The following is a 21,745-nucleotide window of genomic DNA, read 5'->3' as shown; positions in this document are numbered from 1 at the left end:
CGCCCCCGAGCCCAGGGCGACGCCCGCGCCCACGAGCGCGCTGCCGACGCCCTGGGCGGTCCCGTACGCGCCCGAACCGACCAGCGGCGCGGTGCAGGCGGCGGCGACCGGGATGAGCCCGGAGAAGAGCGTGGCGCGCTCCGCGCCGATCCGCTGCAGGCCCATGTACCAGCTGACGAAGCCGATCACGGTGACGATCACGGCCTGCCACATCAGGGCGGCGGCCTCCTGCCCGTCGGGCATGCGCAGCCAGGCCGCGCCGTAGAGGACCACGCCCACGAGGGCCGCCTCCACCGCGGCGATCCCGCAGACCACGCAGGCCAGGAGCCGGGGGCCGAGCGGGCGCAGCACGGGGACGGCGAGCAGGGCGAAGCCGACCTCGCCCGCGAGGGCGCACACCGAGAACGCGATGCCGACAGCGTCCGTCCGCCCCCACCCTTGCACCGTGAACGCCCCGGCCGCGACGAGCAGCGCCCCGTACAGGACGGTCCGCTGCGGCCGCCGTCCGGCCGCGAGCGGCACCATGACGGCGACGAGCACGGGCGCGCACCCGACGAAGACGCCGGGCACCGCCGGTTCCGCGGTCCGTTCCGCCGCCAGGATCGCGAGGTTGAAGCCGACCATGCCGACCGCCGCGAGGAGGGCGAGCCGTGCCCACTGGCGCGGCGCGAGCCGGCGCAGCGGGCCCGTGCCGCCCCGGCCGGTCAACGGTACGAGGAGCAGGCAGGCGAGCCCGTAGCGCAGGAACTGGCCGCCCGCGTACGGATAGTCGCCCAGGAGGCTGTTGGCGGTGAAGGAGCCGCCGACCAGGACGCAGGCGAACGCGGCGAGCAGGGAGCCCTTGAGGGACGAGGTGTTCATGGCGTCGACGCTAGGGGCGGCGGTGGTCCGGTGGGAGGTCCACTCGGGGGCCGGTGTAGGGGACCAATCGCGGCTTCCCGGTTAGGGTCCCTGCGTATGACGTCGCCGCCCGGTCCGCCCTCCGCCGCCTGGGAGTTGCTACTGCCCGCCGCTTCCGCGCCGCCACGCGCGCGTGGGCGTTCGTTGCGGGAGGCGCTGCGCGCGGCGGTGCGGTCGGGGCGGCTCGCGCCGGGGACGCGGTTGCCGTCGAGCCGGGAGCTGGCGAAGGACCTCGGGGTCTCGCGCGGCCTGGTCACCGAGGCGTACGAGCAACTGACCGCCGAGGGGTATCTGCGCAGCGGGCGCGGTGCGGGGACCTGGGTGGGCGAGGTGGTCAGGGCCGCCGCTCCCGCCGCCCGGGACCTGGCGCCGCGCCCCGCCGCCGACGTGCGGGCCGACTTCGTGGCGGGCAGCCCCGACCTGTCGCTGTTCCCGCGCTCTGCGTGGGCGGCGGCGCAGCGCGGCGTGCTCGCCGAGCTACCGCACCCGGACCTCGGCTACCCGGACCCGCGCGGCCTGCCCCGGCTCCGTACGGCCCTCGCCGAGCTGCTCGCCCGGCGGCGCGGGGTGGTGACGGACCCGGAGCGGATCATCGTCTGCTCCGGGGTGACGCAGGCGGTCACCCTGCTCGGGATCGTGCTCCACGCGCGCGGGCAGGGCGCCGTCGGCGTGGAGGGGCCCGGCAGTCCGCAGTACGAGGAGCTGTTCGCGACGGCCGGGCCGCGTGCGGTGCGGCTGCCCCTGGACGACGAGGGGCTCGCCCTGGGCCCCCTGCGGGAGTCCGGGGTGCGGGCGGTGGTCACGACGCCGTCGCACCACTTCCCGTCCGGCATCGCCTACTCGGCGGCGCGCCGCGCCCGGCTCCTCGACTGGGCGCGGGAGGTGGACGGTCTGATCGTCGAGGACGACTACGACGGGGACTTCCGCTACGACCGCGCTCCCGTCGGCGCGCTGCAAGGTCTCGACCCGGACCACGTCGCGTACACGGGTTCGGTCAGCAAGGCGCTGGTTCCCGGCCTCCGGCTGGGCTGGCTGGTGGTGCCCGGCGGGCTCGTCGAGGAGATCGTGGCGCGCAAGCGGTACATGGACCTCGGCAACCCCGCGCTGGACCAGGCCGTCCTCGCCCGCTTCATCGAGCGCGGCGACCACGACCGGCACCTGCGCCGCTGCCAGCGCGCGTACAAGGAGCGGCGGGACGCGCTGGTGGCTGCCCTGGCGGAGCACGTGCCCGGTACCGAGATCACCGGGATCGCCGCCGGTCTGCACGCCATCGCCACGCTGCCCGCGCGCTGCGGCTCCTCCGAGGACGCGCTCGTCGCCCGTCTCGCGGCGTCCGGCGTGGCGGTGCGCCCGCTGGGCCACTACGGCGGCGGCGCACCCGGCGACCGGGTCTCCCTCGTCCTCGGGTACGCGCATCTGACCCCGGCCCGCATCGCCGAGGGCGTACGCCTTCTGGCGCGCGCCGCCGACGGCCCTGAATAGTGAACGACCGGCCCGGCCCTCCGCCGGCGCCGTCGTCGCGACCGTCACTGGAGGCGCCATGTCACACCGTCCGCCCCGTCCCCTGCCCGGCCGCCGCGCGGTGCTGCGGGGCTCCCTCGCCGCGTCGGCGGGGCTCGCCCTGCCCTCGGCGGGCGGCGTGGCGGCCCCGGCGTTCGCCCTGTCGGGCCGCCCCCGGGCCGAGTGGGGCGTGCAGAGCGGGGACGTCGGCGCACACGCGGGGCTCGTGTGGGTGCGCTCCGACCGGCCCGCGCGGATGATCGTGGAGACATCGGCCACCGAGTCGTTCAAGCGGGTCACCAGATGGCGCGGCCCGCTCCTCGGCCCGGACACCGACTTCACCGGTACGACCAGGCTGCGCGGCCTGCCGCCCGGCGAGCAGATCCACTACCGGGTGCTGCTCGCCGACCCCGACGATCCGCGCCGTACGAGCGCCCCGGTGCCGGGGACGTTCCGCACCGCGCGCGTGGGGCGCGGGAACGGGGTCCGGTTCCTGTGGTCCGGGGACATCGCGGGCCAGGGCTGGGGCATCAACCCCGACCGGGGCGGCTTCCGCGTCTACGAGGACATGCGCGCCCTGGACCCGGACTTCTTCCTGTGCAGCGGCGACAACATCTACGCGGACGGGCCGATCCAGGCGAGCGTGACGCTGCCCGACGGGAGTGTCTGGCGCAATGTGACGACCGAGGAGAAGTCGAAGGTCGCCGAGACCCTTGCGGAGTTCCGGGGCGCCTTCCGCTACAACCTGCTCGACGACAACGTCCGCCGGTTCAACGCGCAGGTCCCCGTCATCACGCAGTGGGACGACCACGAGGTGCACAACAACTGGTACCCGGGCCAGATCCTGGCCGACGCCCGTTACACCGAGAAGCGCACGGACGTGCTCGCGGCCCGGTCGCTGCGCGCGTTCAGCGAGTACTTCCCGGTCTCGACGCTGCCGCCGGGCGACGCGGACGGCCGGGTGTACCGGGTGCTGCGCCAGGGGCCGCTGCTCGACGTATTCGTCCTGGACATGCGCACGTACCGCAACGCCAACTCGCCGAACCGGCAGCCCGACGACACCACCGGCATCCTCGGTGCCGCACAACTGGCGTGGCTCAAGCGCGAGCTGTCGCGTTCGCGCGCGGTGTGGAAGGTGATCGCCTCGGACATGCCGCTCGGCCTGGTCGTGGCCGACGGAGCCGTGAACTACGAGGCCGTCGCCCAGGGCGACCCGGGCGCGCCGCTCGGCCGGGAGCTGCAGATCGCCGAGCTCCTGCGCCACATCAAGCACCGGCGGATCACCGGCACCCTGTGGCTCACGACCGACGTGCACTACACCTCGGCGCAGCACTACGAGCCCGAGCGGGCCGCGTTCCAGGACTTCGCGCCGTTCTGGGAGTTCGTCTCGGGCCCGCTGGCGGCCGGTGGCTTCCCGGCGGCGAAGCTCGACGGGACGTTCGGTCCTCAACAGGTGTTCATCAAGGCGCCGACCCGCGCGAACACCTCACCGGCCGAGACGCCGCCGTACTTCGGCGAGGTCGACATCGACGGCGGCAGCGGGGAGTTGACCGTACGCCTGCGGCAGGAGGGCGGCGCTGTACTGTTCTCCCGGACGCTCCAGCCGGGCCGCGTGGGTCAGTGATCCGGGGCCGACTCCGTAAAACGGGCATAGTCGCTCTTTACCCATCGGTCACAGACCGTTCGCGGTGACGCAACACCGCTCCTCCACAGTGGACACATGAGGCGAGACATGTCTGATGTGACCCGAGTGACCGAGAACGACCTGCACGACCGCTCCCCCCGGAGGCGCGGCGCCCTGCTTGAGCGGGCCGCCCATTGGTGGTCACGCCGCCAGGGGCACGCGCCCCCGGCCGAGCCCGATCCCGCCGGCGCCTCCCCTAATCCGGCCCCGAACGCCCTGTGGCGCATGCGGACCACCGTCCGCGACGAGCCCGGCACCCTCGCCGCCCTGTGCACGTCCCTGGCCGAGCGCCGCGTCGACATCCTGAGCCTGCAGACGCACCCGCTCGCCGACGGCACGATGGACGAGTTCCTGCTGCGCGCCCCGCAGGAGCTGCCCGCCGCCGAGCTGACCCGGGCCGCCGAGGAGGCCGGTGGCACCGCCACCTGGATCGAGCGCGCCGACGCCCACGACCTGGTGGACGCCCCCACCCGCATCCTGGGCCTCGCCACCCGCACGGCCCTGGACGCCGCCGAACTGCCGCTCGCGCTGCGCCAGTTGCTCGGCCGGTGCACGATCAAGTCGCTGCCCGCCGCGTCCGCGGCCCGCGACGCGCACCCGGCCGAGGGCGGCTTCGAGGAGACGGTGATGCGGCTGCGGACGCCGGAGGGCGGGACCCTCACGGTGGAGCGGCCGTACCTGCCGTTCACGCCGACCGAGTTCGCGCGGGCCCGCGCCCTCGTCGATCTCGACGCGCGCCTCGGCCCGCGCGTGCCGGGCGGCAAGGACGTCCTCACCCTGCCGGAGGGCAACGACATCACCCTGAGCCGCGCCGACTCCACCGACCTGGCGGCGGCGAAGGCGATGCACGAGCGCTGCTCGCCGCGGACGCTGAGCAAGCGGTACCACGGCCCGGTCGGCGACGCGGACCGCTACCTCGACCACCTGCTCAGCCCCCGCTACGGCCGCACGCTCGCCGCGCGGACCGCCTCCGGGCGCGTCGTCGCCCTCGGCCACCTCCTGTGGGACGGCGACGAGACCGAGATCGCGCTGCTCGTCGAGGACGACTGGCAGCGCCGCGGCATCGGCGCCCAACTGCTTCGCCGACTCGTGGCACTGGCGCGCGAGGCGGACTGCCACAGCGTGTACGCGGTCACGCAGGCGTCCAACACCGGCATGGTGGCGGCGATGCGCGGGCTCGGTCTGCCCCTCGACTACCAGATCGAGGAGGGCACGCTGGTGATCACCGCGCGGCTCGCGGAGACAGTGACGGCGTCCCCGGTCCCGTACGAAGGGGCCGAACAGCGCTGAGCCTTCGGCCCGGTGACCCCGCGCCGAGGGCCTGGTCGAGATCGGCCCACAGGTCCTCGGCGTCCTCCAGGCCGACCGACAGGCGGAGCAGCTTGTCGTCGACGCCCGCGGCCCTGCGGTCGTCGGCGTCGACGACGCGGTGGCTGATCGAGGCCGGGTGCTGGATGAGCGAGTCGACGCTGCCGAGGCTCACCGCGGGCGTGATCAGGCCGACGCCCGCGATCACCGCGTGCGGGTCGCCCGCGACCTCGAAGGCGATCATCGCGCCGCCGATCCGCGGGTAGTGGACGCGGGTGACGCGCGGGTCGGCGGCGAGCCGCCGGGCCAGTTCGGCGGCGGTCGCGGAGGCCGCGCGGACCCGCACCGGCAGCGTCGCGAGGCCGCGAAGCAGCAGATATCCGGCGAGTGGGTGCAGGACCCCGCCGGTCGCGAACCGCACCTTGCGCAGCTCGCGCGCGAACAACTCGTCGCAGGCCACCACACCGCCGAGGACGTCCCCGTGGCCGCCCAGGTACTTGGTGGCGCTGTGCAGCACGAGCCGCGCACCGGACTCCAGGGGCCGTTGCAGCACGGGCGTCGCGAAGGTGTTGTCCACGAGCAGCGGTATCGAGCCGCAGGCGTGGACGAGGGCCCGTAGATCCACCTCGGCGAGGGTCGGGTTGGCCGGGGACTCCACCATCACCAGACCGGTGTCGGGCCGGATCGCGTCCGCGACGCCCGCCGGGTCGGTCCAGGTCACCTCCGAGCCCAGGGCACCCGCGGTGAGGAGATGGTCGCTGCACCCGTAGAGCGGGCGGATGGCCACGACGTGGCGCAGGCCCGCCGCGATCCGGGCGAGGAGGACGGCGGTCAGCGCCGCCATGCCGCTCGCGAACGCGACCGCGGTGTCGCTCCCCTCCAGGCGGGCGAGGGCCGTCTCGAAGCGGGCGACGGTCGGGTTGCCGAGGCGGCCGTAGACCGGCGGCCCGTCGTCGACGACGCCGTGCGCGGCGAACAGGTCGACGCGGGCGGCCTCCGCCCGGCTGTCGGCGGACGGGTACGTGGTGGACAGGTCGATGGGCGCGGCGTGCAGGCCGAGGGCGGCGAGGTCTTCGCGCCCCGCGTGCACGGCCTCGGTGGCGAGGGCCCGTGGGCGGAGGGTGTCGTCCATGGGGAGAGACTGAACAACGGGCGGGGTGCGCGGGCCAACTCCCGTGCTACGTTCGGCCGATGACCGATTCCGTCGTACTCGATCCGGTCGACCTGGAGATCCTGCGGCTCCTGCAGAACGATGCGCGTACCACCTACCGGGACCTCGCCGCGCAGGTCGGCGTCGCGCCCTCGACCTGCCTGGACCGGGTCGCGCGGCTGCGCCGCTCGGGCGTCATCCTCGGGCACGTGCTGCGCCTCGACCCGGCCAGACTGGGGCGCGGGCTCCAGGCGCTCCTCTCGGTGCAGGTGCGGCCGCACCGCAGGGAGCTGGTCGGCCCGTTCGTGGAGCGGATCCGGGCGCTGCCCGAGGCCCGTACGGTCTTCCACCTGACCGGGCCCGACGACTACCTCGTGCACGTCGCCGTGCGGGACATGGCGGACCTGCAACGGCTCGTCCTCGACGAGTTCACGGCGCGGCGCGAGGTCGCGCGCGTCGAGACCCGGCTCATCTTCCAGCAGTGGGAGTGCGGACCGCTGCTGCCGCCCGAGGGCGACGCCGCCCTCTGACCCGTAGAAGGATGGACGCATGCCAGCCACCCCGAACGACCAGCACACCCGCCCCCCGCTGCCCCGGCAGGTCGCCGACGCCTACGTCGACGCCTACGTGGTCCTCGACCCCGTCGAGGGCACGTACCTCGGTGACCGCGCGTCCCACAGCCGCCTGCCCGACCTCTCCCCCGCGGGCGGCGAGGCCGTGGCACGACTGGCGCGCGAGACCCTTGCCCGGCTCGACGAGGCGGAGCGTGTCCCCGGCGCCGACAGCGACGTGGAGCGGCGGTGCGCGCGGCTCCTGCGCGAGCGGCTGACCGCCGAGCTCGCCGTGCACGACGCGGAGGAGCCGCTGCGGGCCGTCAGCAACCTCGGCTCGCCCGTCCACGGTGTGCGCGAGGCCTTCACCGTCACGCCGGCCGAGACCGTGGAGGACTGGGCGGCGATCGCCGAGCGGCTGCGGGCGGTGCCCGCCGCGTTCGCCGGGTACCGCGAGACGCTCGGCCTCGGCCTGGAACGCAAGCTGCACGGCGCGCCGCGCCCCACCGCCACCTTCGTCGAACAGCTCACCGAGTGGGCGGGGACCGGGCGCGGCTGGTTCGAGGAGTTCGCCGCCGCCGGGCCCGAGGCGCTGCGCGACGAGCTGACCGGGGCGGCGCGCGCCGCCGACGCGGCCACGGTCGAGCTGCGCGACTGGATGCGGGACGTGTACGCGCCCGCGATCGAGGGCTCCCCCGACGTCGTCGGCCGCGAGCGGTACGCCCGCTGGTCGCGCTACTACAACGGCGCGGACCTCGACCTCGACGAGGCGTACGCGTACGGCTGGAGCGAGTTCCACCGCCTGCTCGGCGAGATGCGCGCCGAGGCGGAGAAGATCCTGCCCGGCGCGGCCACGCCGTGGGTCGCCCTCGCCCACCTCGACGAGCACGGACGCCACATCGAGGGCGTCGACGAGGTCCGCGCCTGGCTCCAGGGCGTCATGGACGAGGCCATCGAGGCGCTCGACGGCACCCACTTCGAACTCGCCGAGCGCGTCCGCAAGGTGGAGTCCTGCATCGCGCCGCCCGGCAGCGCCGCCGCGCCCTACTACACGGCGCCCTCGGTCGACTTCTCCCGGCCCGGCCGCACCTGGCTGCCCACCATGGGCGCGACCCGCTTCCCCGTCTACGACCTGCTCTCCACCTGGTACCACGAGGGCGTTCCCGGCCACCATCTGCAACTGGCGCAGTGGGCGCACGTCGCCGACGACCTCTCCCGCTACCAGGCCACGCTCGGCGGCGTCTCCGCCAACGCCGAGGGCTGGGCGCTGTACGCGGAGCGGCTCATGGACGAACTCGGCTTCCTCACCGACGCCGAGGCGCGGATCGGCTACCTCGACGCGCAGATGATGCGCGCGGTCCGCGTCATCATCGACATCGGCATGCACCTGGAGCTCCGCATCCCGGCGGACTCCCCGTTCCACCCCGGTGAACGCTGGACCCCCGCCCTGGCCCAGGAGTTCTTCGGCGCCCACAGCAGCCGCCCCGCCGACTTCGTGGAGAGCGAACTGACCCGCTACCTCTCCATCCCCGGCCAGGCCATCGGCTACAAGCTGGGCGAACGGGCGTGGCTGCGCGGCCGGGCCAACGCGCAGGCCCGGCACGGTGACGCGTTCGACGCGAAGGCGTGGCACATGGCGGCGCTCTCGCAGGGCTCGCTGGGCCTCGACGACCTGGTGGACGAGTTGTCCAAGCTGTAGAGCGGCCGTCGGGGCGGCGCGCGCCGGGCGGGAAAACCGGTGGCCCGTGCCGCCCCCGTCCCGTCATCCTCACCGCATGACTCCGCCACCCCGCACCCTCCTGCTCTCGCCGCGCACCACCGCGACCGGGCAGGCCCTTGCCGCCGCCGCCAGGGGGCGCGGGCTGCGCGTGGAGACGTACGCGACATGGCGGACGCCGGACGCATGGCGCTCCCTCCCGGGAGCGAGCCTGTACGCCGGTCCGCTCTTCGCGGACGCGGTCGGACGGGAAGTGGGGATCGGTCTCCTCGAGGCCGATCCCGGCTGGCTTGCGGCGCTGCCCCGCGCGCTCACCCGCCGCGACATCGCGCTGACGACGGTCGCCGACGCCAGGGCCCTGCGACGGCCCGCCTTCGTGAAGCCGCCGAACGACAAGAGCTTCCCGGCGCGCGTCTACCCGGACGGCAGCCGCCTGCCGGGCCCGGACGCCGTAGACGACACGACCCCCGTCCTCGTCAGCGACATCGTGGCGTTCGACGTGGAGTACCGCCTGTTCCTGCTCGACGGCGCGGTGCACACGGCAAGCCGGTACGCGCGACGGGGCGCCCTGGACGTGGCGCCGCTGCACGAGGACCCCCTGCGTGCCGAGGTCCTCGACTTCGCGGCGCGCCTGCCGTACGCGGAGCTGCCGAGCGCGATCGTCGTGGACGTGGGCCGGCTGGCCGGGAGCGACGGCGGCTGCTGGGCGGTCGTCGAGGCCAACGCGGCCTGGGCCAGCGGGCATTACGCCGCCGACGCCGACCGGGTCCTCGACGTGGTCCTGCGGGCGGCGCGGCCGGTCGGCTCCTTCGGGGACCGTGACGCACGCTTCCTGCGGGCGTCACCGCACCGCGTGTGACTCGGCCGGTCAGCAGCCGCAGTCGTCCGCGCCGACGGGGGCCGTCAGCGGGTCGGCGGCGACGCGGGCCGGGCCCTCCCACGTCTCGTACGGGAAGCCCTCGCGGGCCCAGTACTCGAATCCGCCGAGCATCTCCTTGACCTGGAAGCCCAGTTGGGCGAGGGCGAGGGCGGCGCGGGAGGCGCCGTTGCAGGCCGGGCCCCAGCAGTACGTCACCACGGGGACGGACTTGTCCAGGAGCTGTTCGGCCTGCTCGGCGACGAGCGCGCCCGGCAGGTGGGTCGCGCCCGGGACGTGGCCCTGGTCCCAGGACGCGGTGGAGCGCACGTCGACGAGGGTGAAGCCGGGGTCGCCGTCGGCCGCGAGCGCGGCGGCGACGTCGGACACGTCGGCGTGGAAGGCGAGGTGGGCGGTGAAGTAGGCAACTGCCGCGGCGGGCGAGGCGGGGGCGTCCCGCAGGACCGGGTGGGGCGCGGCCGGGGCCGGGGTGGTGGTCATGGGACCTTCCCTGTCTCTGTCTCTGTCTCTGTCCGGATGGGCTTGTTTCTGCTGGCCAGAAAAATGTATGGCGGCCACTTCCGGTTCTGAAGGGGCGATCCCCGGCGTCCTGTTTGATCTGCCGGGGATCGGGGTGCTATTTGTGCCGCATGACCGTCGATTCCACAGAAGAGCCCGCCTACCTGCCGGACGCCACCGACTGGCGCGTCCTGGAGGTCCTCCAGCGCGACGGCCGCGTCAGCTACGCCGAGTTGGCGCGCGCCGTGTCCATGTCGGCGAGCGCCGTCACCGAACGGGTGCGGCGCTTGGAGGAGGCCGGGGTCATCGCGGGGTACACGGCGGTCGTGGTGCCGGAGCGGCTGGGACTGCCGATCCTCGCGTACGTGCGGCTGCGCTACCCGAACGGCAACTACAAGCCGTTCCACGACCTGGTCGAGGTGACACCCGAGATCCTGGAGGCCCATCACGTCACCGGCGACGACTGCTTCGTGGTCAAGGTCGCGGCGCGCTCCATGCCGCACCTGGAGGAGGTCTCGGGCAAGCTCGGCACGCTGGGCTCGGTGACGACGAGCGTGGTGTACTCCTCGCCGCTTCCTCGCCGGGCCATCGGGAAGTGAGCCGGTCATGGGTGCGCCGCGGGCGGTCCCTGCGCCGTCTCCGCCGCGAGGGCCCGCCGTGCGAGGATGCGGGCGCGCTCCCAGGCGGGCTGCATCGCCAGGGCCTCGCGGGTCCACAGATCCGGGGCGCGGCCGTCGGCGGTCATCGCGGCGAGGTGTGCGTCGACCGCGCGCAGGAGCGGAAGCGTCTCCGGACGCAGCCGGCCCTCGGCCGACAGCCGTTCGGCGAACCGGTACATGTCGTCGTACCGCAGCGCGATCTCGTCCACGCCGACGCCGAACCGCTCCGTCCAGGCCCGCTGCTCCGGCGCATCGGCCGCGAGCAGATCGAGTGCGGCCAACAGACTCCCGCGCGCGCCCAGCGCGCCGCTAGTCGACACGTGCCCCGTGCTGCCGTACCACCGACCCCGAGCGTCCCTTCACGATCTCCAGTTGCGCGTGGACCCGGCGGCGCAGGTCGCCCACGTGGCTGACGATGCCCACGCTGCGGTCGCGTTCGCGCAGGGCGTCCAGGACGTCGAGGACCTCGTCGAGGGTCTGGTCGTCGAGGCTGCCGAAGCCCTCGTCGATGAAGAGGGTGTCGAGGCGGACGCCGCCCGCCTCGTCCGTGACGACGTCCGCGAGGCCGAGGGCGAGGGCGAGGGAGGCGAAGAACGTCTCGCCGCCCGAAAGTGTCGCCGTGTCGCGTTCGCGGCCCGTCCACGCGTCGACGACGTGGAGGCCGAGCCCGGAGCGGCCGCGCCCGGTGAGGGAGTCGGAGTGGACCAGGGTGTAGCGCCCGGACGACATGCGGCGCAGGCGGGCCGTCGCCGCCGCCGCGACCTGTTCGAGGCGGGCGGCGAGGACGTAGGACTCCAGGCGCATCTTGCGCTCGTTGTCGGCGGAGGTGCCGGCCGCGAGGGAGGCGAGCCGGGCGATGCGGTTGTAGGTGGCGCGCAGCGGGCCGAGGCGGCGGGCCTCGGTGGCGGCGCGCCGGGAGAGCCGGTCGAGTTCGTCGCAGCGGCGTGCGGCGGCGTCCCGCGCGGAACCGGCTGCCCGTACGCGCGCGTCGGCGGCCTCGGCGGCGGCGCGGGCGGCGGGCACGTCGGCGGCGGGTGCGCGGGAGGCCGTGACGGTCTCCTCCTCGGCGAGGATCGCGCGGACCGCCGCCTGCTCCGACTGCCAGGCGTCCAGGCGGCGTTGCAGTTCCCGGTGCTCCGCGTCGTCGACCAGCGCGGCGGCGGCGTCCTGCGGCGTGTCGAACCCGGCGCGGAACGCCGCGTCGGCGAGGCGCGCGTCCGCGTCCTTGAGGCGGGTCGCCGTGGACTCGACGGCGCGCGCGGCGTCGGCCGCCTCGGTGAGCAGGTGGGCGTGCCGCTCCAGTTGCGCCGCACGCTCCTCGACGGTCACGGCGCCGCCGCGCACCTCCTCCAACTCCTCTGCCAGTGCGGCCTGTTCACGCTCCAGCGATTCGCGCGTGGAGGCGCGGGCCGCGGTGCGCGTCGCGGCTTCCTGGCGGTCCGTGAGCCGCCGCCCGTGCTCGTTCTCGGCGCGGGCGAGCGTCTCGCGGGCGGCGTGCAGCCCGGACGCGGCGGTACGCGCCTCGGCGTGTCGCGCCTCAAGATCCCGGACGGCCGCGGCGAGTTCCTCCGCCGAGCCGTCCCCGGCCGCCGCCTTCGCAGCGGCCAGTTCTTCCCGTACAGAGCCCAGGGCGCGCTCCGTGTCGCCACGGCGGGCCTCGGCCGTCCGGTAGGCGGTGAGGGCGCGCTCCTCGGCGGCGCGGTCGACGTGCTGCTCGGACTTGCGCATCGGCGCGGGGTGTTCGGTCGCCCCGCACACGGTGCAGGGCGCGCCGTCGACAAGCCCCTCGGCGAGTTCGGCGGCCACGTCGCGCAGGCGCTGTTCCTTGAGGCCGAGCCAGTGCTCGTGCGCGGCGGCGGCCTCCTCGCGGGCCGCCAGCATGACGGCGGCGGCCTCCTCCGCGCGGGCGGCGAGCCGGTCGCGTTCGACGGCGGCGCGGGCCTGCCGGCGCGCGGGCTCCAGTTGCCCGGCGAGGTGCTCGGCACGGGTCGCCGCCTCCTGGGCGTCGTCGACCCGGCTCTGGAGCGCGGCCCGGCGTGTGTCCCAGGCGGCGAGCCACGCCTCGGCCTCGTGGAGGAGGTCGGTGTCGGCGCGCTCCTCACGGTCGAGTCCGGCCCGCTCCTGGGCGACCTCGGCGAGTCTGCGCTCGGCGCGCCGCGCGGAGGCGAGCCCGCCCAGCTCCAGGGCGACACGCCGGGCGGCGTCGGTGAGCGCGTCGGGCGGGGCCGCCGTGTCGAGGGCGCCCACGCTCTCCGGTTCCGCCCGCAGCGCGGCCCGTGCCCGCTCCTCCCGTACCAGCGCGGCCCGGTGCTCGCCCTCCGCCGCCTCGCGGAGGGACAGCGCCGGGGCGACCGCCTCCGCCTTCCGGGCCCGCTCCATCCGCCGCTCGACGGCCCGGTGTTCGTCCGCCCGGTCCGCGAGCGCGGCGGCCCGCGCCTCGGCCTCCGCGTGGCGGCGCTGGAGCCGCTCCGTCTCGGTGGCCTCCACCAGTGCGCGCTGCGCCGCCGCGCGCGCCGACTCGGCCGCGTGCAGGGCGAGATGCGTGTGCGTGTAGTGCTCACGGGCGGTGGAGCGGGCGGTCGCCGCCCAGGCGAGGACGGCGTCCGCGAGTCCGGGGTCGCCGGGCGCCGCGTCCACGGGCGGGAGTTCCACGATGCCGCCTGCGGCCTGCTGCATCCGGTGCGCGTCGGCGAGCAGTTCGGCGTCGCCCGCCTCGACCTGCCGCTGGGCCCCGCGCCGGTCGTCGGCGAGCCGCTGTTCGACGGCGGCGAACCGGTGCGTGTCGAAGAGCCGGCCGAGGAGCTTGCCGCGCGCCTCCGCGTCGGCGCGCAGGAACCGCGCGAAGTCGCCCTGCGGCAGGAGCACGACCTGGCAGAACTGGTCCTTGCTCATGCCGAGGAGCTGTGTGATCTCCTCGCCGATCTCCTGGTGGGAGCGGCTGAGGTCCTTCCACTCCCCCGTCACGGCGTCGTGCTCGCGCAGCCAGCTCTGCGCCTTCTCCGTCGTGAACCCGGTGCCGCGCTTCTTCGGCCGGGCGAACGGCGGCTGCCGGGTCAGCTCCAGACGGCGTCCGGCGACGGTCAGTTCGAGGGCGACCTCGGTGCGTACGCCGGGTTCGGCGTGGTCGCTGCGGAGATTCTGGCCCTGGCCGCTCCCGGTCTGGCGGGCGCCGGGCACGGACCCGTACAGGGCGTAGCAGACCGCGTCGAGGACGGAGGTCTTGCCCGCGCCGGTCGGGCCGTGCAGGAGGAACAGTCCGGCCGAGGACAGTGCGTCGAAGTCGATCTCCTGGGCGCCGCCGAAGGGCCCGAACGCGGTGACGCGCAGCGTGTGCAGTCTCACCGGGCGACCTCGCGCACCACGTCGTCCGTGCGTACGGCGTCGAACGCGGCGCGCAGCACCACGCGCTCCTCGTCGTCGGGCCCGGCGCCCCGGACATGCTGCACGAAGTCCTCCGCGATCTCGTGGTCGTCGCGCCCCTTGAGGCGCTCGGCGTAGGTGGCGTCGGGCCGCGTCCCGGTGCGGCGCGGGTCGAAGAGGAGGCTGAGCGTGTGCGGGAAGCGTTCGATGAGGCGGGCCATCGGGTCGTCGGGCCGGATCTCGTCGGTGAGCGTCGCCTCGACCCAGGACTCCTCGTGGGCGGTGAGGTCCGGGTCGGCGAGGAGATCGTCGAGGTCGCCGCGGATGCGGGCGAGCGGCCGGGGGACGGGGCAGTCGATGCGCTCGGCCGTGACGCCGCCCTCCTCGTCCAGGTCGACGAGCCACATGCTCTTACGGTGATCGGCCTCGGAGAAGGAGTACGGGAGCGGCGAGCCGGAGTAGCGGACACGCTGGGAGATGACCTGGCTGCCGTGGAGGTGGCCCAGCGCCACGTAGTCGACGCCGTCGAAGACCCCGGCCGGGACCGCCGCGACGCCGCCCACCGTGATGTCCCGCTCGCTGTCGCTGGGCGTCCCGCCGGTGACGAAGGCGTGCGCGAGGACGACGGAGCGGGTGCCGGGCGCGCGCCCTGCGAGGTCGTCGCGGACCCGCTCCATGGCGGCGCCGAGCACCTGCTCGTGCCCGGCCTTGTCGACCTTGAACTCGCCCTTCACCAGCGCCGGTTCGAGGTACGGCAGGCCGTAGAAGGCGACGTCGCCGTGGGCGTCGGCCAGGACGACCGGTTCGCCGCAGCGGCCCGGTTCCGTACGGAGGTGGATGCCGGCGCGGCCGATGAGCCCCGCGCCGACGCCGAGGCGGCGCGCCGAGTCGTGGTTCCCGGAGATCATCACCGTGGGCACGCCGAGGTCGGCGAGGCGGTGCAGCGCGTCGTCGTACAGCTCGACGGCGGCGAGCGGCGGGACCGCGCGGTCGTACACGTCGCCCGCCACGACCACCGCGTCGACCTCGCGCTCACGCGCGACGGTGACGAGGTGGCCGATGAACGCGGCCTGGGCGTCGAGCATGCTCACGCGGTGGAACGCGCGGCCCAGATGCCAGTCGGACGTGTGCAGCAGCCTCATGGCACACGAGGCTATCCGCTGGTTCTGACATCCCGTGCGGAACGTCCTGAACAGGAGTCCCGCACGTGATGTCGGTCACCGGATCGTCATGCGGCGCTCAGCGTGAAGCTCTGCGCCGCCGAGCCGTCGCAGGCCCGCTGTGTGAGCTGCGCGCTGTTCGTCGCCGCGCCCGGCGCCGTGAGGCACTTGCCGCTGTGCCGCGCGGTGAGGCGGTAGCGCCCGGCGGCTTCCCTCACCGGGAGCCACTGCTGGTTCTGCCCGCCTCCGTACGCCCACAACTGCAGCGGTGCGCCATCGGCGACGGAGACATCGGTCACGTCGATGACCTGCTGCGGAGCGGGTCGCACCCCGATCCGCCGGTAGCCGCCGTCCGTCGGGGCGAGCCGGAACTGCTGCGCCTGGGTGCCGTTGCAGGCGTACTGCTGGACGGCGGTCCCGTCGGCCGTGGCGGCGGCGCGGGCATCGACGCACGTACCGTTGCCGACATTCCTCAGGGAGTACCAGGACGTCCCGTCGATCGAGTCGTCCGGCGGGGTGGTGCCGCCGCCACCGCCGAGCCACTTCAGTCCGTCGAGCAGGAAGCGGTTCTGGGTGGCGCTGGCGAACGTCGACGACGTACGGGTGTTGGTGTCGTAGTTCATCGCGTTGTGGCCGAAGTTCGCGTAGAGCATCTTGTACTTCGTGTTGGTCCACAGGATCGGGTAGTAGCCGCTGTACCAGGACTGGTCCGGGTCGGTGCCCAGCGGGAAGCTGCTCGGGTCGACCGAGGCGAGGATCTTGATGTCCGGGTTCTGCCGCAGGTCGCGGGACCATGCGTACCACTCGCTGACCGACGAGGTGAACGTGGCGGGCAGGCCCGTGGTGGAGGGGTGCGTGCGGTCCTCGACCTTGAGGGTGGCGGAGGTCGGCCCCCAGGTGTTGGACCTGAAGTCGCCGCTGCCGAGGAACTGGTCGTGGTACCAGGACCAGCTCGCCGCGTCCGTGGTGAACGCGGAGACGTGGAAGCCCATCCAGGCGCCGCCGCCGCGCATGTACTGCTCGAACCCGGCGCGCTGGGCGGCGGTCTGCGGCAGGTCGTCGAGGAAGAGGACGACCTGGTAGGCGTTGACGCCGCCGTTGGCGAGGAGGTTCCAGTCCTTGCTGGCGGTGTAGGTGAAGCCGCCTGCGGCGCTCTGCTTCGGGAACCAGTCGTTGGCCTCCTTGTCGAAGTCGATGTGCGCCGCGTCCCAGGTGCCGCTGTAGAGGCCCAGCACCTTGAAGGGTGCGGCGGCCTGGGTGCCGCCCGGCTGCGCGGCGGCGGCCGGGGGCGCGGCGAGGCCGAGCAGGGCCGCGAGCACGACCAGCACCACCCTCACGTGCCGATACATCACCTTTTCATCCCCTTCCATCACATTCACGCTTTACGGGTAACTGGCCAGGTAGACGACGTTGTTGCACAGAGCTCTCCTGTGAACCTGTGAGGGTGCGGCGTGAGGGGGTGGTCAGCCGGTGTACTTGGCGAAGATGCCGGTGAACTGCCAGGTGCTCTGGCTCACGCCCGAGCAGGTGTCGTCGTTCGGGTAACCGGCCGGGCAGGGCCGGTCGCGGTTGGCCGACCAGAACGTCAGGCGCGCGAGGTGGTGCTGTTGCGCGTAGCCGAGGATGGTCTGGAAGTCGGCGGGGGTGACGGTCTCGCCGACGTCGGTGATCCCGTTCATGGACGAGATGCCCATGTCCCGGTAGGCCTGGTCGTCGCTGTAGCCGTACGCGTTCTTGAGGGCGTTCTTGAGACCTTCGGCGGCGCGCGTCGTCAAGGTGCCCATGTTCTGTCCGGCGCCGCCGAAGTCGAACGGCATGATCGTCCAACTGTCGACGGTGAGACCGGAGTTCGCGGCCCGGTTGATGAGGCTCGTGTCGGGCCCGGAGGTGTCGGTGCCGATGGTGACGATCACCTTGATGCCGGGGTTGTTCGCCTTGACCGTCTTCAGCGCGTCGACGGTCCGCTGCTGCACGGTCGGGTTGCTGTAGGCGTCGGCTTCGAGGTCGATGTCGATGGCCTTGAGCCCGTATGCGTCGATGACCTTCTGGTAGGCGCCCGCGAGCGCGGCGGCGCTGGAGCAGGAGCTCTCCAGCTTGTTGCCGCTGTAGCCGCCGAAGGAGGGGATGACGTCACCGCCATTGGCCCGCACCGTGTTGATCGTTTGCTGGTCGACGCCGCCGGTGAGCGGCCGGCCGCCGTCCCACTGCGGGTTGCAGGTGCCGTTGCTGAGCACAAAGGCGAGGGTGAACCACTTGACGCCGGTCGCGTTCATGATCGTGACCGGGTTCGGCGGGCTGCCCCAGCCGTTGTAGAGGTACGGGGCGACGGCCATCGGCGCGGCGGGGGCCGTGCCGCCACCGGTGGGCACCGTCCACTTCTGGTTGGCGGCGCCGGTACAGCTCCAGAGCTGGACGGGGGTGCCGTTCGCCGAGGTGTTGCCGGTGACGTCGGCGCACTTGCCGGACTGCCGGCCGACGAGGTCACGGGCGGCCGTGACGGTCCACTTCTGGTTGTCGGTGCCCGCGCAGTCCCACAACTGGAGCCGGGCTCCGTTCGCGGTCGCGTTGTCCTTGACGTCGAGGCACTTGCCGAGCGCGCGGACCGTGTCGTCGGTGCCGACGGTCCACTGCTGGGCGGCGGTGCCGTTGCAGTCGTGGAGCTGGACGGCGGTGCCGTTGGCGGAGTTGGCCCCGGCCACGTCGAGGCACTTCCCGGCGAGGCCGGTGATGGTGCCGGTGGCGGCGGAGGCGGGGGTCGCGGAGAGCGCGCCCACCGAGACGGTGAGGAGCGCGGCGGCGAGAGCGCCGTGTATCACGGTCGAGCGGGCACGGGGAGATCTGGACATGGGGGGTTCACAGCCCTTCACGGGAAGCCGTTGGGGGGAGCCCGCCGTTCACGTAGATGAACAGAGGGCGCATTCATGAAGCTGTGGCGAACCGGAACCTAAAGGTCTGCACCACAAGCGTCAAGAGATGAACCCGAGAAACCCCCAACGGCGTCCGGAAGTGCGGCAGTTCGTCAGGAGTTGAACGCACAAGAAACGCGCAAGGGACGCAGGCGCCCAGGGCACCCAACGTCCCAAGCGGGCGAGATGCGCCCTAGCCGTACGCCTCCCCGCCCAGCTCGAACCCGGCGGTGCCCGCGCTCACGTCGGCGAGCCACGCCCGGAACCGCTCCACGTCCCCCTCGGGCAGCCCAATCTCGATCGTGACCTTCTCCGCGTACCGGACGTCGCGCACCGCGCGGCCCGTGGCCCGCAGGTCGTTCTCCATCTTTCCGGCGCGGGCGTGATCCACCGTCACCGTGGCGAGGCGGAACCGGCGGCGCGTCACCGTGCCGAGCGCGTCGAGGGCCTCCCCCACCACCCCGCCGTACGCCCGGATGAGCCCGCCCGCGCCCAGCTTCACTCCGCCGAAGTACCGGGTGACGACCGCGACGACGTAGCGCATCTCACGGCGCGTCAGCATCTGGAGCATCGGCACGCCCGCCGTGCCGCCCGGCTCGCCGTCGTCGCTCGCCTTCTGCACGGAGGCGTCGGCGCCGATGACGTAGGCGTAGCAGTTGTGGTTGGCGGTGGGGTGCTCCTTGCGGACGCGGGCGACGAAGGCCTGGGCCTCCTCCTCCGTCGCGGCGGGCGCGAGCGCGCACAGGAACCGGGAGCGGCTGATCTCTGTCTCGTGCACGCCCTCACGGGCCACGGTGCGGTACTCGTCCTGCATCACCCCAGCGTATGCGCAGGTACGACCGCATTCGCCCCCGCCCGATGTGCGGGCGACGATGTGGTGGATACTCGCACGTCGCCGCCCCGGCGGCAGAGATCGCTCCCCGACACAGAAAGCACCGTCACATGACCACCGGCACCCAGACCGAGCGCCCGGCGCCGCACACCCCGCGCTGGCGCGCCTGGCTCCTGGAGGGGCTGACCGACCGGACGGCCCGCCACCAGGGCCCGCACGCACACGCGCCCGCGGAGCACGAGGGACACACGTGGTGGCGGGTCATGTGTCTGACAGGTGTGGACTACTTCTCCACACTCGGCTACCAGCCGGGCATCGCCGCCCTGGCGGCCGGTCTGCTGTCCCCGCTCGCGACGCTCGTCCTGATCGCCCTCACCCTCCTCGGCGCGCTGCCGGTCTACCGCAGGGTCGCCAAGGAGTCGCCGCACGGCGAGGGCTCCATCGCGATGCTGGAGCGGCTCCTGCCCTGGTGGGCGGGGAAGCTGTTCGTGCTGGTCCTGCTCGGTTTCGCCGCCACCGACTTCATGATCACCATCACGTTGTCGGGGGCGGACGCGGCGGCGCACGTGGTGGAGAACCCGTTCGCGCCCGCCGCGCTGCACGGCGCCAACACATGGATCACCCTCGTGCTCCTCGCGGCGCTCGGCGCGGTGTTCCTGAAGGGCTTTCAGGAGGCGATCCGGGTCGCGGTCGTCCTCGTGGCCGCCTATCTGACCCTGAACGTCGTCGTGCTCGCCACGGCCGCCGCACACGTCGCGACCGCGCCGGTGAAGATCGGCAACTGGTGGGACGCGATGACGGCCGAGCACTCCTCGCCGTTCGTGATGGTCGGCGTCGCGCTGCTCGTCTTCCCGAAGCTGGCGCTCGGCATGTCCGGCTTCGAGACGGGCGTGGCGGTGATGCCGCAGGTCAGGGGCGACGAATCGGACACGTTCGAGAAGCCGGCGGGCCGGATCCGCGACACCCGCAAGCTGCTCACCACGGCCGCGCTGATCATGAGCGGCTTCCTGCTCCTGTCGAGCCTCGCCACGACCATCCTCATCCCGCAGAAGGAGTTCGAGGCGGGCGGTTCGGCGAACGGGCGCGCGCTCGCCTACCTCGCTCACACGTATCTCGGTGAGGGTTTCGGCACGGTCTACGACGTGTCGACCATCTGCATCCTGTGGTTCGCGGGCGCCTCCGCGATGGCGGGCCTGCTCAACCTCGTCCCCCGCTACCTGCCGCGCTACGGCATGGCCCCGGAGTGGACGCGGGCCGTGCGCCCCCTGGTCCTCACCTTCATGGCGGCGGCGATCGCCATCACCCTGTGGTTCAACGCCAACGTCGACGACCAGTCCGGCGCCTACGCCACAGGCGTTCTCGTCCTGATGCTGTCCGCGTCGTTCGCCTCCACGGTCGCCGTGCACCGGCACGGCCACCGCCGGGCGACGGTCGGCTTCGGCACGATCACCGCCGTCTTCGCGTACACCCTGGTCACGAACGTCGTGGAACGCCCCGACGGCATCAAGATCGCCGCCATCTTCATCGTGGCGATCCTGCTCTCCTCCTTCGCCTCGCGCGTGCACCGCGCCTTCGAGCTGCGCGCGGGCGCGGTCGCCTACGACGACGCCGCCACCCGGATCGTCGACGAGGCGGCGGCGCACGGCCCGCTCCGGATCATCGCGAACGAGCCGCAGGAGCACAGCACCGCCGCGTACCGCGACAAGGAGCACGCCCAGCGCGAGGACACCCATATCCCCGAGGGCGCCCCGGTGCTCTTCCTGGAGGTGTTCGTGCAGGACTCCTCCGACTTCACCGAGGACCTGACCGTGCACGGCGACGAGAAGCACGGGGTGCGCCGTCTGCGTGTGCACGGCCCCGGCGTCCCCAACACGGTGGCGGCGGTCCTCATGGACCTGCGGGACCGTACGGGCGAGGTCCCGCACGCCTACTTCAACTGGACCGAGGGCCACCCCGTCAGCCACCTGCTGCGCTTCCTGGTCTTCGGCGACGGCGAGGTGGCACCGGTCACGCGCGAGGTGCTGCGCAGGGCGGAACCGGACCCGGCCCGCAGGCCGCGCGTGCACGTGGGCTGAGGCGCACCCGGGGGGGTTCAGTCGGTGCGTCAATGCCCGCGCACAGGAATCCCCGGCGAACCCGCCCGGTTGACGGACAGGACAGGGAGTTTCGCGTCACGGCGGTAGGGAGCCAGCATGTACGCCGATCAAGCCACCATCCGGAAGATCCTCACCGAGTCCGGCGACACGTGGGCGGTCGTCGGCCTCTCCTCCAACCAGGCGCGCGCCGCGTACGGGGTCGCCGCCGTCCTGCAGCGCTTCGGCAAGCGGATCGTCCCCGTCCACCCGAAGGCGGAGACGGTCCACGGCGAACAGGGCTACCCCTCGCTCGACGCCGTCCCCTTCCCGGTCGACGTGGTCGACGTCTTCGTCAACAGCGACCTCGCGGGCCCCGTCGCCGACGAGGCCGTCTCCATCGGCGCCAAGGCGGTCTGGTTCCAGCTCGGCGTGGTCGACGAGGAGGCGTACGACCGCACGCGGGCGGCGGGCCTGGACATGGTGATGGACCGCTGCCCGGCGATCGAGATCCCGCGCCTCGGCTGACCGGCAGCATCCTTGCGGGTAAAAGCAACCCCCTCTGTCGGGC

The 21,745-nt window shown here is 73.4% G+C and carries 17 protein-coding genes and 1 pseudogene; 9 read left to right on the top strand and 9 right to left on the bottom strand.

Annotated features, from left to right (window positions below; all coding sequences use genetic code 11):
• Positions 1-24: 24 nt before the first annotated feature.
• Positions 25-861: pseudogene (locus tag ABZ877_RS02695) on the bottom strand (DMT family transporter); the annotation flags it as partial.
• A gap of 96 nt (positions 862-957) precedes the next feature.
• Between ABZ877_RS02695 and ABZ877_RS02690 the strand changes: the two are divergent.
• The 3 genes from ABZ877_RS02690 to ABZ877_RS02680 all read left to right on the top strand — a co-directional run bounded on the left by ABZ877_RS02690 (position 958) and on the right by ABZ877_RS02680 (position 5,374).
• Entirely contained in the window at positions 958-2,382 is a 1,425-nt protein-coding gene (locus ABZ877_RS02690) for a PLP-dependent aminotransferase family protein (protein WP_361063159.1), read from the top strand.
• Positions 2,383-2,440: 58 nt separating this feature from the next.
• Complete coding sequence (locus ABZ877_RS02685) at positions 2,441-4,024, top strand: alkaline phosphatase D family protein (protein ID WP_361063156.1); 1,584 nt, start codon at positions 2,441-2,443, stop codon at positions 4,022-4,024.
• 108 nt (positions 4,025-4,132) lie between these two features.
• Positions 4,133-5,374, top strand: a complete 1,242-nt coding sequence (locus ABZ877_RS02680; protein WP_361063153.1) for a GNAT family N-acetyltransferase — start codon at positions 4,133-4,135, stop codon at positions 5,372-5,374.
• Here the strand turns inward: ABZ877_RS02680 and ABZ877_RS02675 are convergent.
• Positions 5,307-6,524, bottom strand: a complete 1,218-nt coding sequence (locus ABZ877_RS02675; protein ID WP_361063150.1) for a PLP-dependent transferase — start codon at positions 6,522-6,524, stop codon at positions 5,307-5,309. The genes ABZ877_RS02680 and ABZ877_RS02675 overlap by 68 nt on opposite strands.
• A gap of 59 nt (positions 6,525-6,583) precedes the next feature.
• Here ABZ877_RS02675 and ABZ877_RS02670 point away from each other — a divergent pair, with 59 nt between their 5' ends.
• The 3 genes from ABZ877_RS02670 to ABZ877_RS02660 all read left to right on the top strand — a co-directional run bounded on the left by ABZ877_RS02670 (position 6,584) and on the right by ABZ877_RS02660 (position 9,669).
• Complete coding sequence (locus ABZ877_RS02670; RefSeq protein ID WP_361063147.1) at positions 6,584-7,072, top strand: Lrp/AsnC family transcriptional regulator; 489 nt, start codon at positions 6,584-6,586, stop codon at positions 7,070-7,072.
• Positions 7,073-7,091: 19 nt separating this feature from the next.
• Entirely contained in the window at positions 7,092-8,792 is a 1,701-nt protein-coding gene (locus tag ABZ877_RS02665; RefSeq protein WP_361063144.1) for a DUF885 domain-containing protein, read from the top strand.
• A 76-nt stretch (positions 8,793-8,868) separates the two neighbouring features.
• Positions 8,869-9,669, top strand: coding sequence for an ATP-grasp domain-containing protein (locus ABZ877_RS02660; RefSeq protein WP_361063141.1), 801 nt, complete (start codon positions 8,869-8,871; stop codon positions 9,667-9,669).
• Positions 9,670-9,678: 9 nt separating this feature from the next.
• On the opposite strand, the gene ABZ877_RS02655 is transcribed toward ABZ877_RS02660, so the two are convergent.
• Positions 9,679-10,167 (bottom strand): rhodanese-like domain-containing protein, encoded by a 489-nt coding sequence (locus ABZ877_RS02655; protein WP_361063138.1) that lies wholly within the window; start codon positions 10,165-10,167, stop codon positions 9,679-9,681.
• 149 nt (positions 10,168-10,316) lie between these two features.
• On the opposite strand from ABZ877_RS02655, the gene ABZ877_RS02650 reads away from it, so the two are divergent.
• Complete coding sequence (locus tag ABZ877_RS02650; RefSeq protein WP_361063135.1) at positions 10,317-10,784, top strand: Lrp/AsnC family transcriptional regulator; 468 nt, start codon at positions 10,317-10,319, stop codon at positions 10,782-10,784.
• 5 nt (positions 10,785-10,789) lie between these two features.
• Here ABZ877_RS02650 and ABZ877_RS02645 read toward each other — a convergent pair whose 3' ends face one another.
• The 6 genes from ABZ877_RS02645 to ABZ877_RS02620 form a co-directional block, all read right to left on the bottom strand.
• Entirely contained in the window at positions 10,790-11,125 is a 336-nt protein-coding gene (locus ABZ877_RS02645) for a hypothetical protein (RefSeq protein ID WP_361063132.1), read from the bottom strand.
• Between the two features lie 28 nt (positions 11,126-11,153).
• Entirely contained in the window at positions 11,154-14,186 is a 3,033-nt protein-coding gene (locus tag ABZ877_RS02640; protein ID WP_361063129.1) for an SMC family ATPase, read from the bottom strand.
• Entirely contained in the window at positions 14,183-15,346 is a 1,164-nt protein-coding gene (locus tag ABZ877_RS02635) for an exonuclease SbcCD subunit D (protein ID WP_361063126.1), read from the bottom strand. Before ABZ877_RS02635 ends, ABZ877_RS02640 begins: the two co-directional genes overlap by 4 nt.
• Before the next feature lie 86 nt (positions 15,347-15,432).
• Positions 15,433-16,734, bottom strand: a complete 1,302-nt coding sequence (locus tag ABZ877_RS02630) for a ThuA domain-containing protein (RefSeq protein ID WP_361063123.1) — start codon at positions 16,732-16,734, stop codon at positions 15,433-15,435.
• A 93-nt stretch (positions 16,735-16,827) separates the two neighbouring features.
• The gene (locus ABZ877_RS02625; RefSeq protein ID WP_361063120.1) at positions 16,828-18,210 is read right to left on the bottom strand and encodes a ricin-type beta-trefoil lectin domain protein; all 1,383 of its coding nucleotides are present in this window, start codon (positions 18,208-18,210) and stop codon (positions 16,828-16,830) included.
• A 253-nt stretch (positions 18,211-18,463) separates the two neighbouring features.
• Complete coding sequence (locus ABZ877_RS02620; RefSeq protein WP_361063117.1) at positions 18,464-19,084, bottom strand: YigZ family protein; 621 nt, start codon at positions 19,082-19,084, stop codon at positions 18,464-18,466.
• 128 nt (positions 19,085-19,212) lie between these two features.
• Here ABZ877_RS02620 and ABZ877_RS02615 point away from each other — a divergent pair, with 128 nt between their 5' ends.
• Both ABZ877_RS02615 and ABZ877_RS02610 read left to right on the top strand, forming a co-directional pair.
• Positions 19,213-21,177, top strand: a complete 1,965-nt coding sequence (locus ABZ877_RS02615; RefSeq protein WP_361063114.1) for an amino acid transporter — start codon at positions 19,213-19,215, stop codon at positions 21,175-21,177.
• Between the two features lie 117 nt (positions 21,178-21,294).
• Positions 21,295-21,702, top strand: a complete 408-nt coding sequence (locus ABZ877_RS02610) for a CoA-binding protein (RefSeq protein ID WP_361063111.1) — start codon at positions 21,295-21,297, stop codon at positions 21,700-21,702.
• Positions 21,703-21,745 lie beyond the last annotated feature (43 nt).

The sequence above is a fragment of the Streptomyces sp. NPDC046939 genome (assembly GCF_040644575.1).
In the GTDB taxonomy this organism is placed as follows: domain Bacteria; phylum Actinomycetota; class Actinomycetes; order Streptomycetales; family Streptomycetaceae; genus Streptomyces.
Note: the sequence above shows the minus strand (reverse complement) of the source record. Positions and strands in the feature narration are given on the sequence as shown.

Bases quoted from the DNA above. Each gene is read 5' to 3' on its own strand.
- ABZ877_RS02690 (WP_361063159.1), top strand. From the start codon at position 958: ATGACGTCGCCGCCCGGTCCGCCCTCCGCCGCCTGGGAGTTGCTACTG.
- ABZ877_RS02685 (WP_361063156.1), top strand. From the start codon at position 2,441: ATGTCACACCGTCCGCCCCGTCCCCTGCCCGGCCGCCGCGCGGTGCTG.
- ABZ877_RS02680 (WP_361063153.1), top strand. From the start codon at position 4,133: ATGTCTGATGTGACCCGAGTGACCGAGAACGACCTGCACGACCGCTCC.
- ABZ877_RS02675 (WP_361063150.1), bottom strand. From the start codon at position 6,524: ATGGACGACACCCTCCGCCCACGGGCCCTCGCCACCGAGGCCGTGCAC.
- ABZ877_RS02670 (WP_361063147.1), top strand. From the start codon at position 6,584: ATGACCGATTCCGTCGTACTCGATCCGGTCGACCTGGAGATCCTGCGG.
- ABZ877_RS02665 (WP_361063144.1), top strand. From the start codon at position 7,092: ATGCCAGCCACCCCGAACGACCAGCACACCCGCCCCCCGCTGCCCCGG.
- ABZ877_RS02660 (WP_361063141.1), top strand. From the start codon at position 8,869: ATGACTCCGCCACCCCGCACCCTCCTGCTCTCGCCGCGCACCACCGCG.
- ABZ877_RS02655 (WP_361063138.1), bottom strand. From the start codon at position 10,167: ATGACCACCACCCCGGCCCCGGCCGCGCCCCACCCGGTCCTGCGGGAC.
- ABZ877_RS02650 (WP_361063135.1), top strand. From the start codon at position 10,317: ATGACCGTCGATTCCACAGAAGAGCCCGCCTACCTGCCGGACGCCACC.
- ABZ877_RS02635 (WP_361063126.1), bottom strand. From the start codon at position 15,346: ATGAGGCTGCTGCACACGTCCGACTGGCATCTGGGCCGCGCGTTCCAC.
- ABZ877_RS02630 (WP_361063123.1), bottom strand. From the start codon at position 16,734: ATGGAAGGGGATGAAAAGGTGATGTATCGGCACGTGAGGGTGGTGCTG.
- ABZ877_RS02625 (WP_361063120.1), bottom strand. From the start codon at position 18,210: ATGTCCAGATCTCCCCGTGCCCGCTCGACCGTGATACACGGCGCTCTC.
- ABZ877_RS02620 (WP_361063117.1), bottom strand. From the start codon at position 19,084: ATGCAGGACGAGTACCGCACCGTGGCCCGTGAGGGCGTGCACGAGACA.
- ABZ877_RS02615 (WP_361063114.1), top strand. From the start codon at position 19,213: ATGACCACCGGCACCCAGACCGAGCGCCCGGCGCCGCACACCCCGCGC.
- ABZ877_RS02610 (WP_361063111.1), top strand. From the start codon at position 21,295: ATGTACGCCGATCAAGCCACCATCCGGAAGATCCTCACCGAGTCCGGC.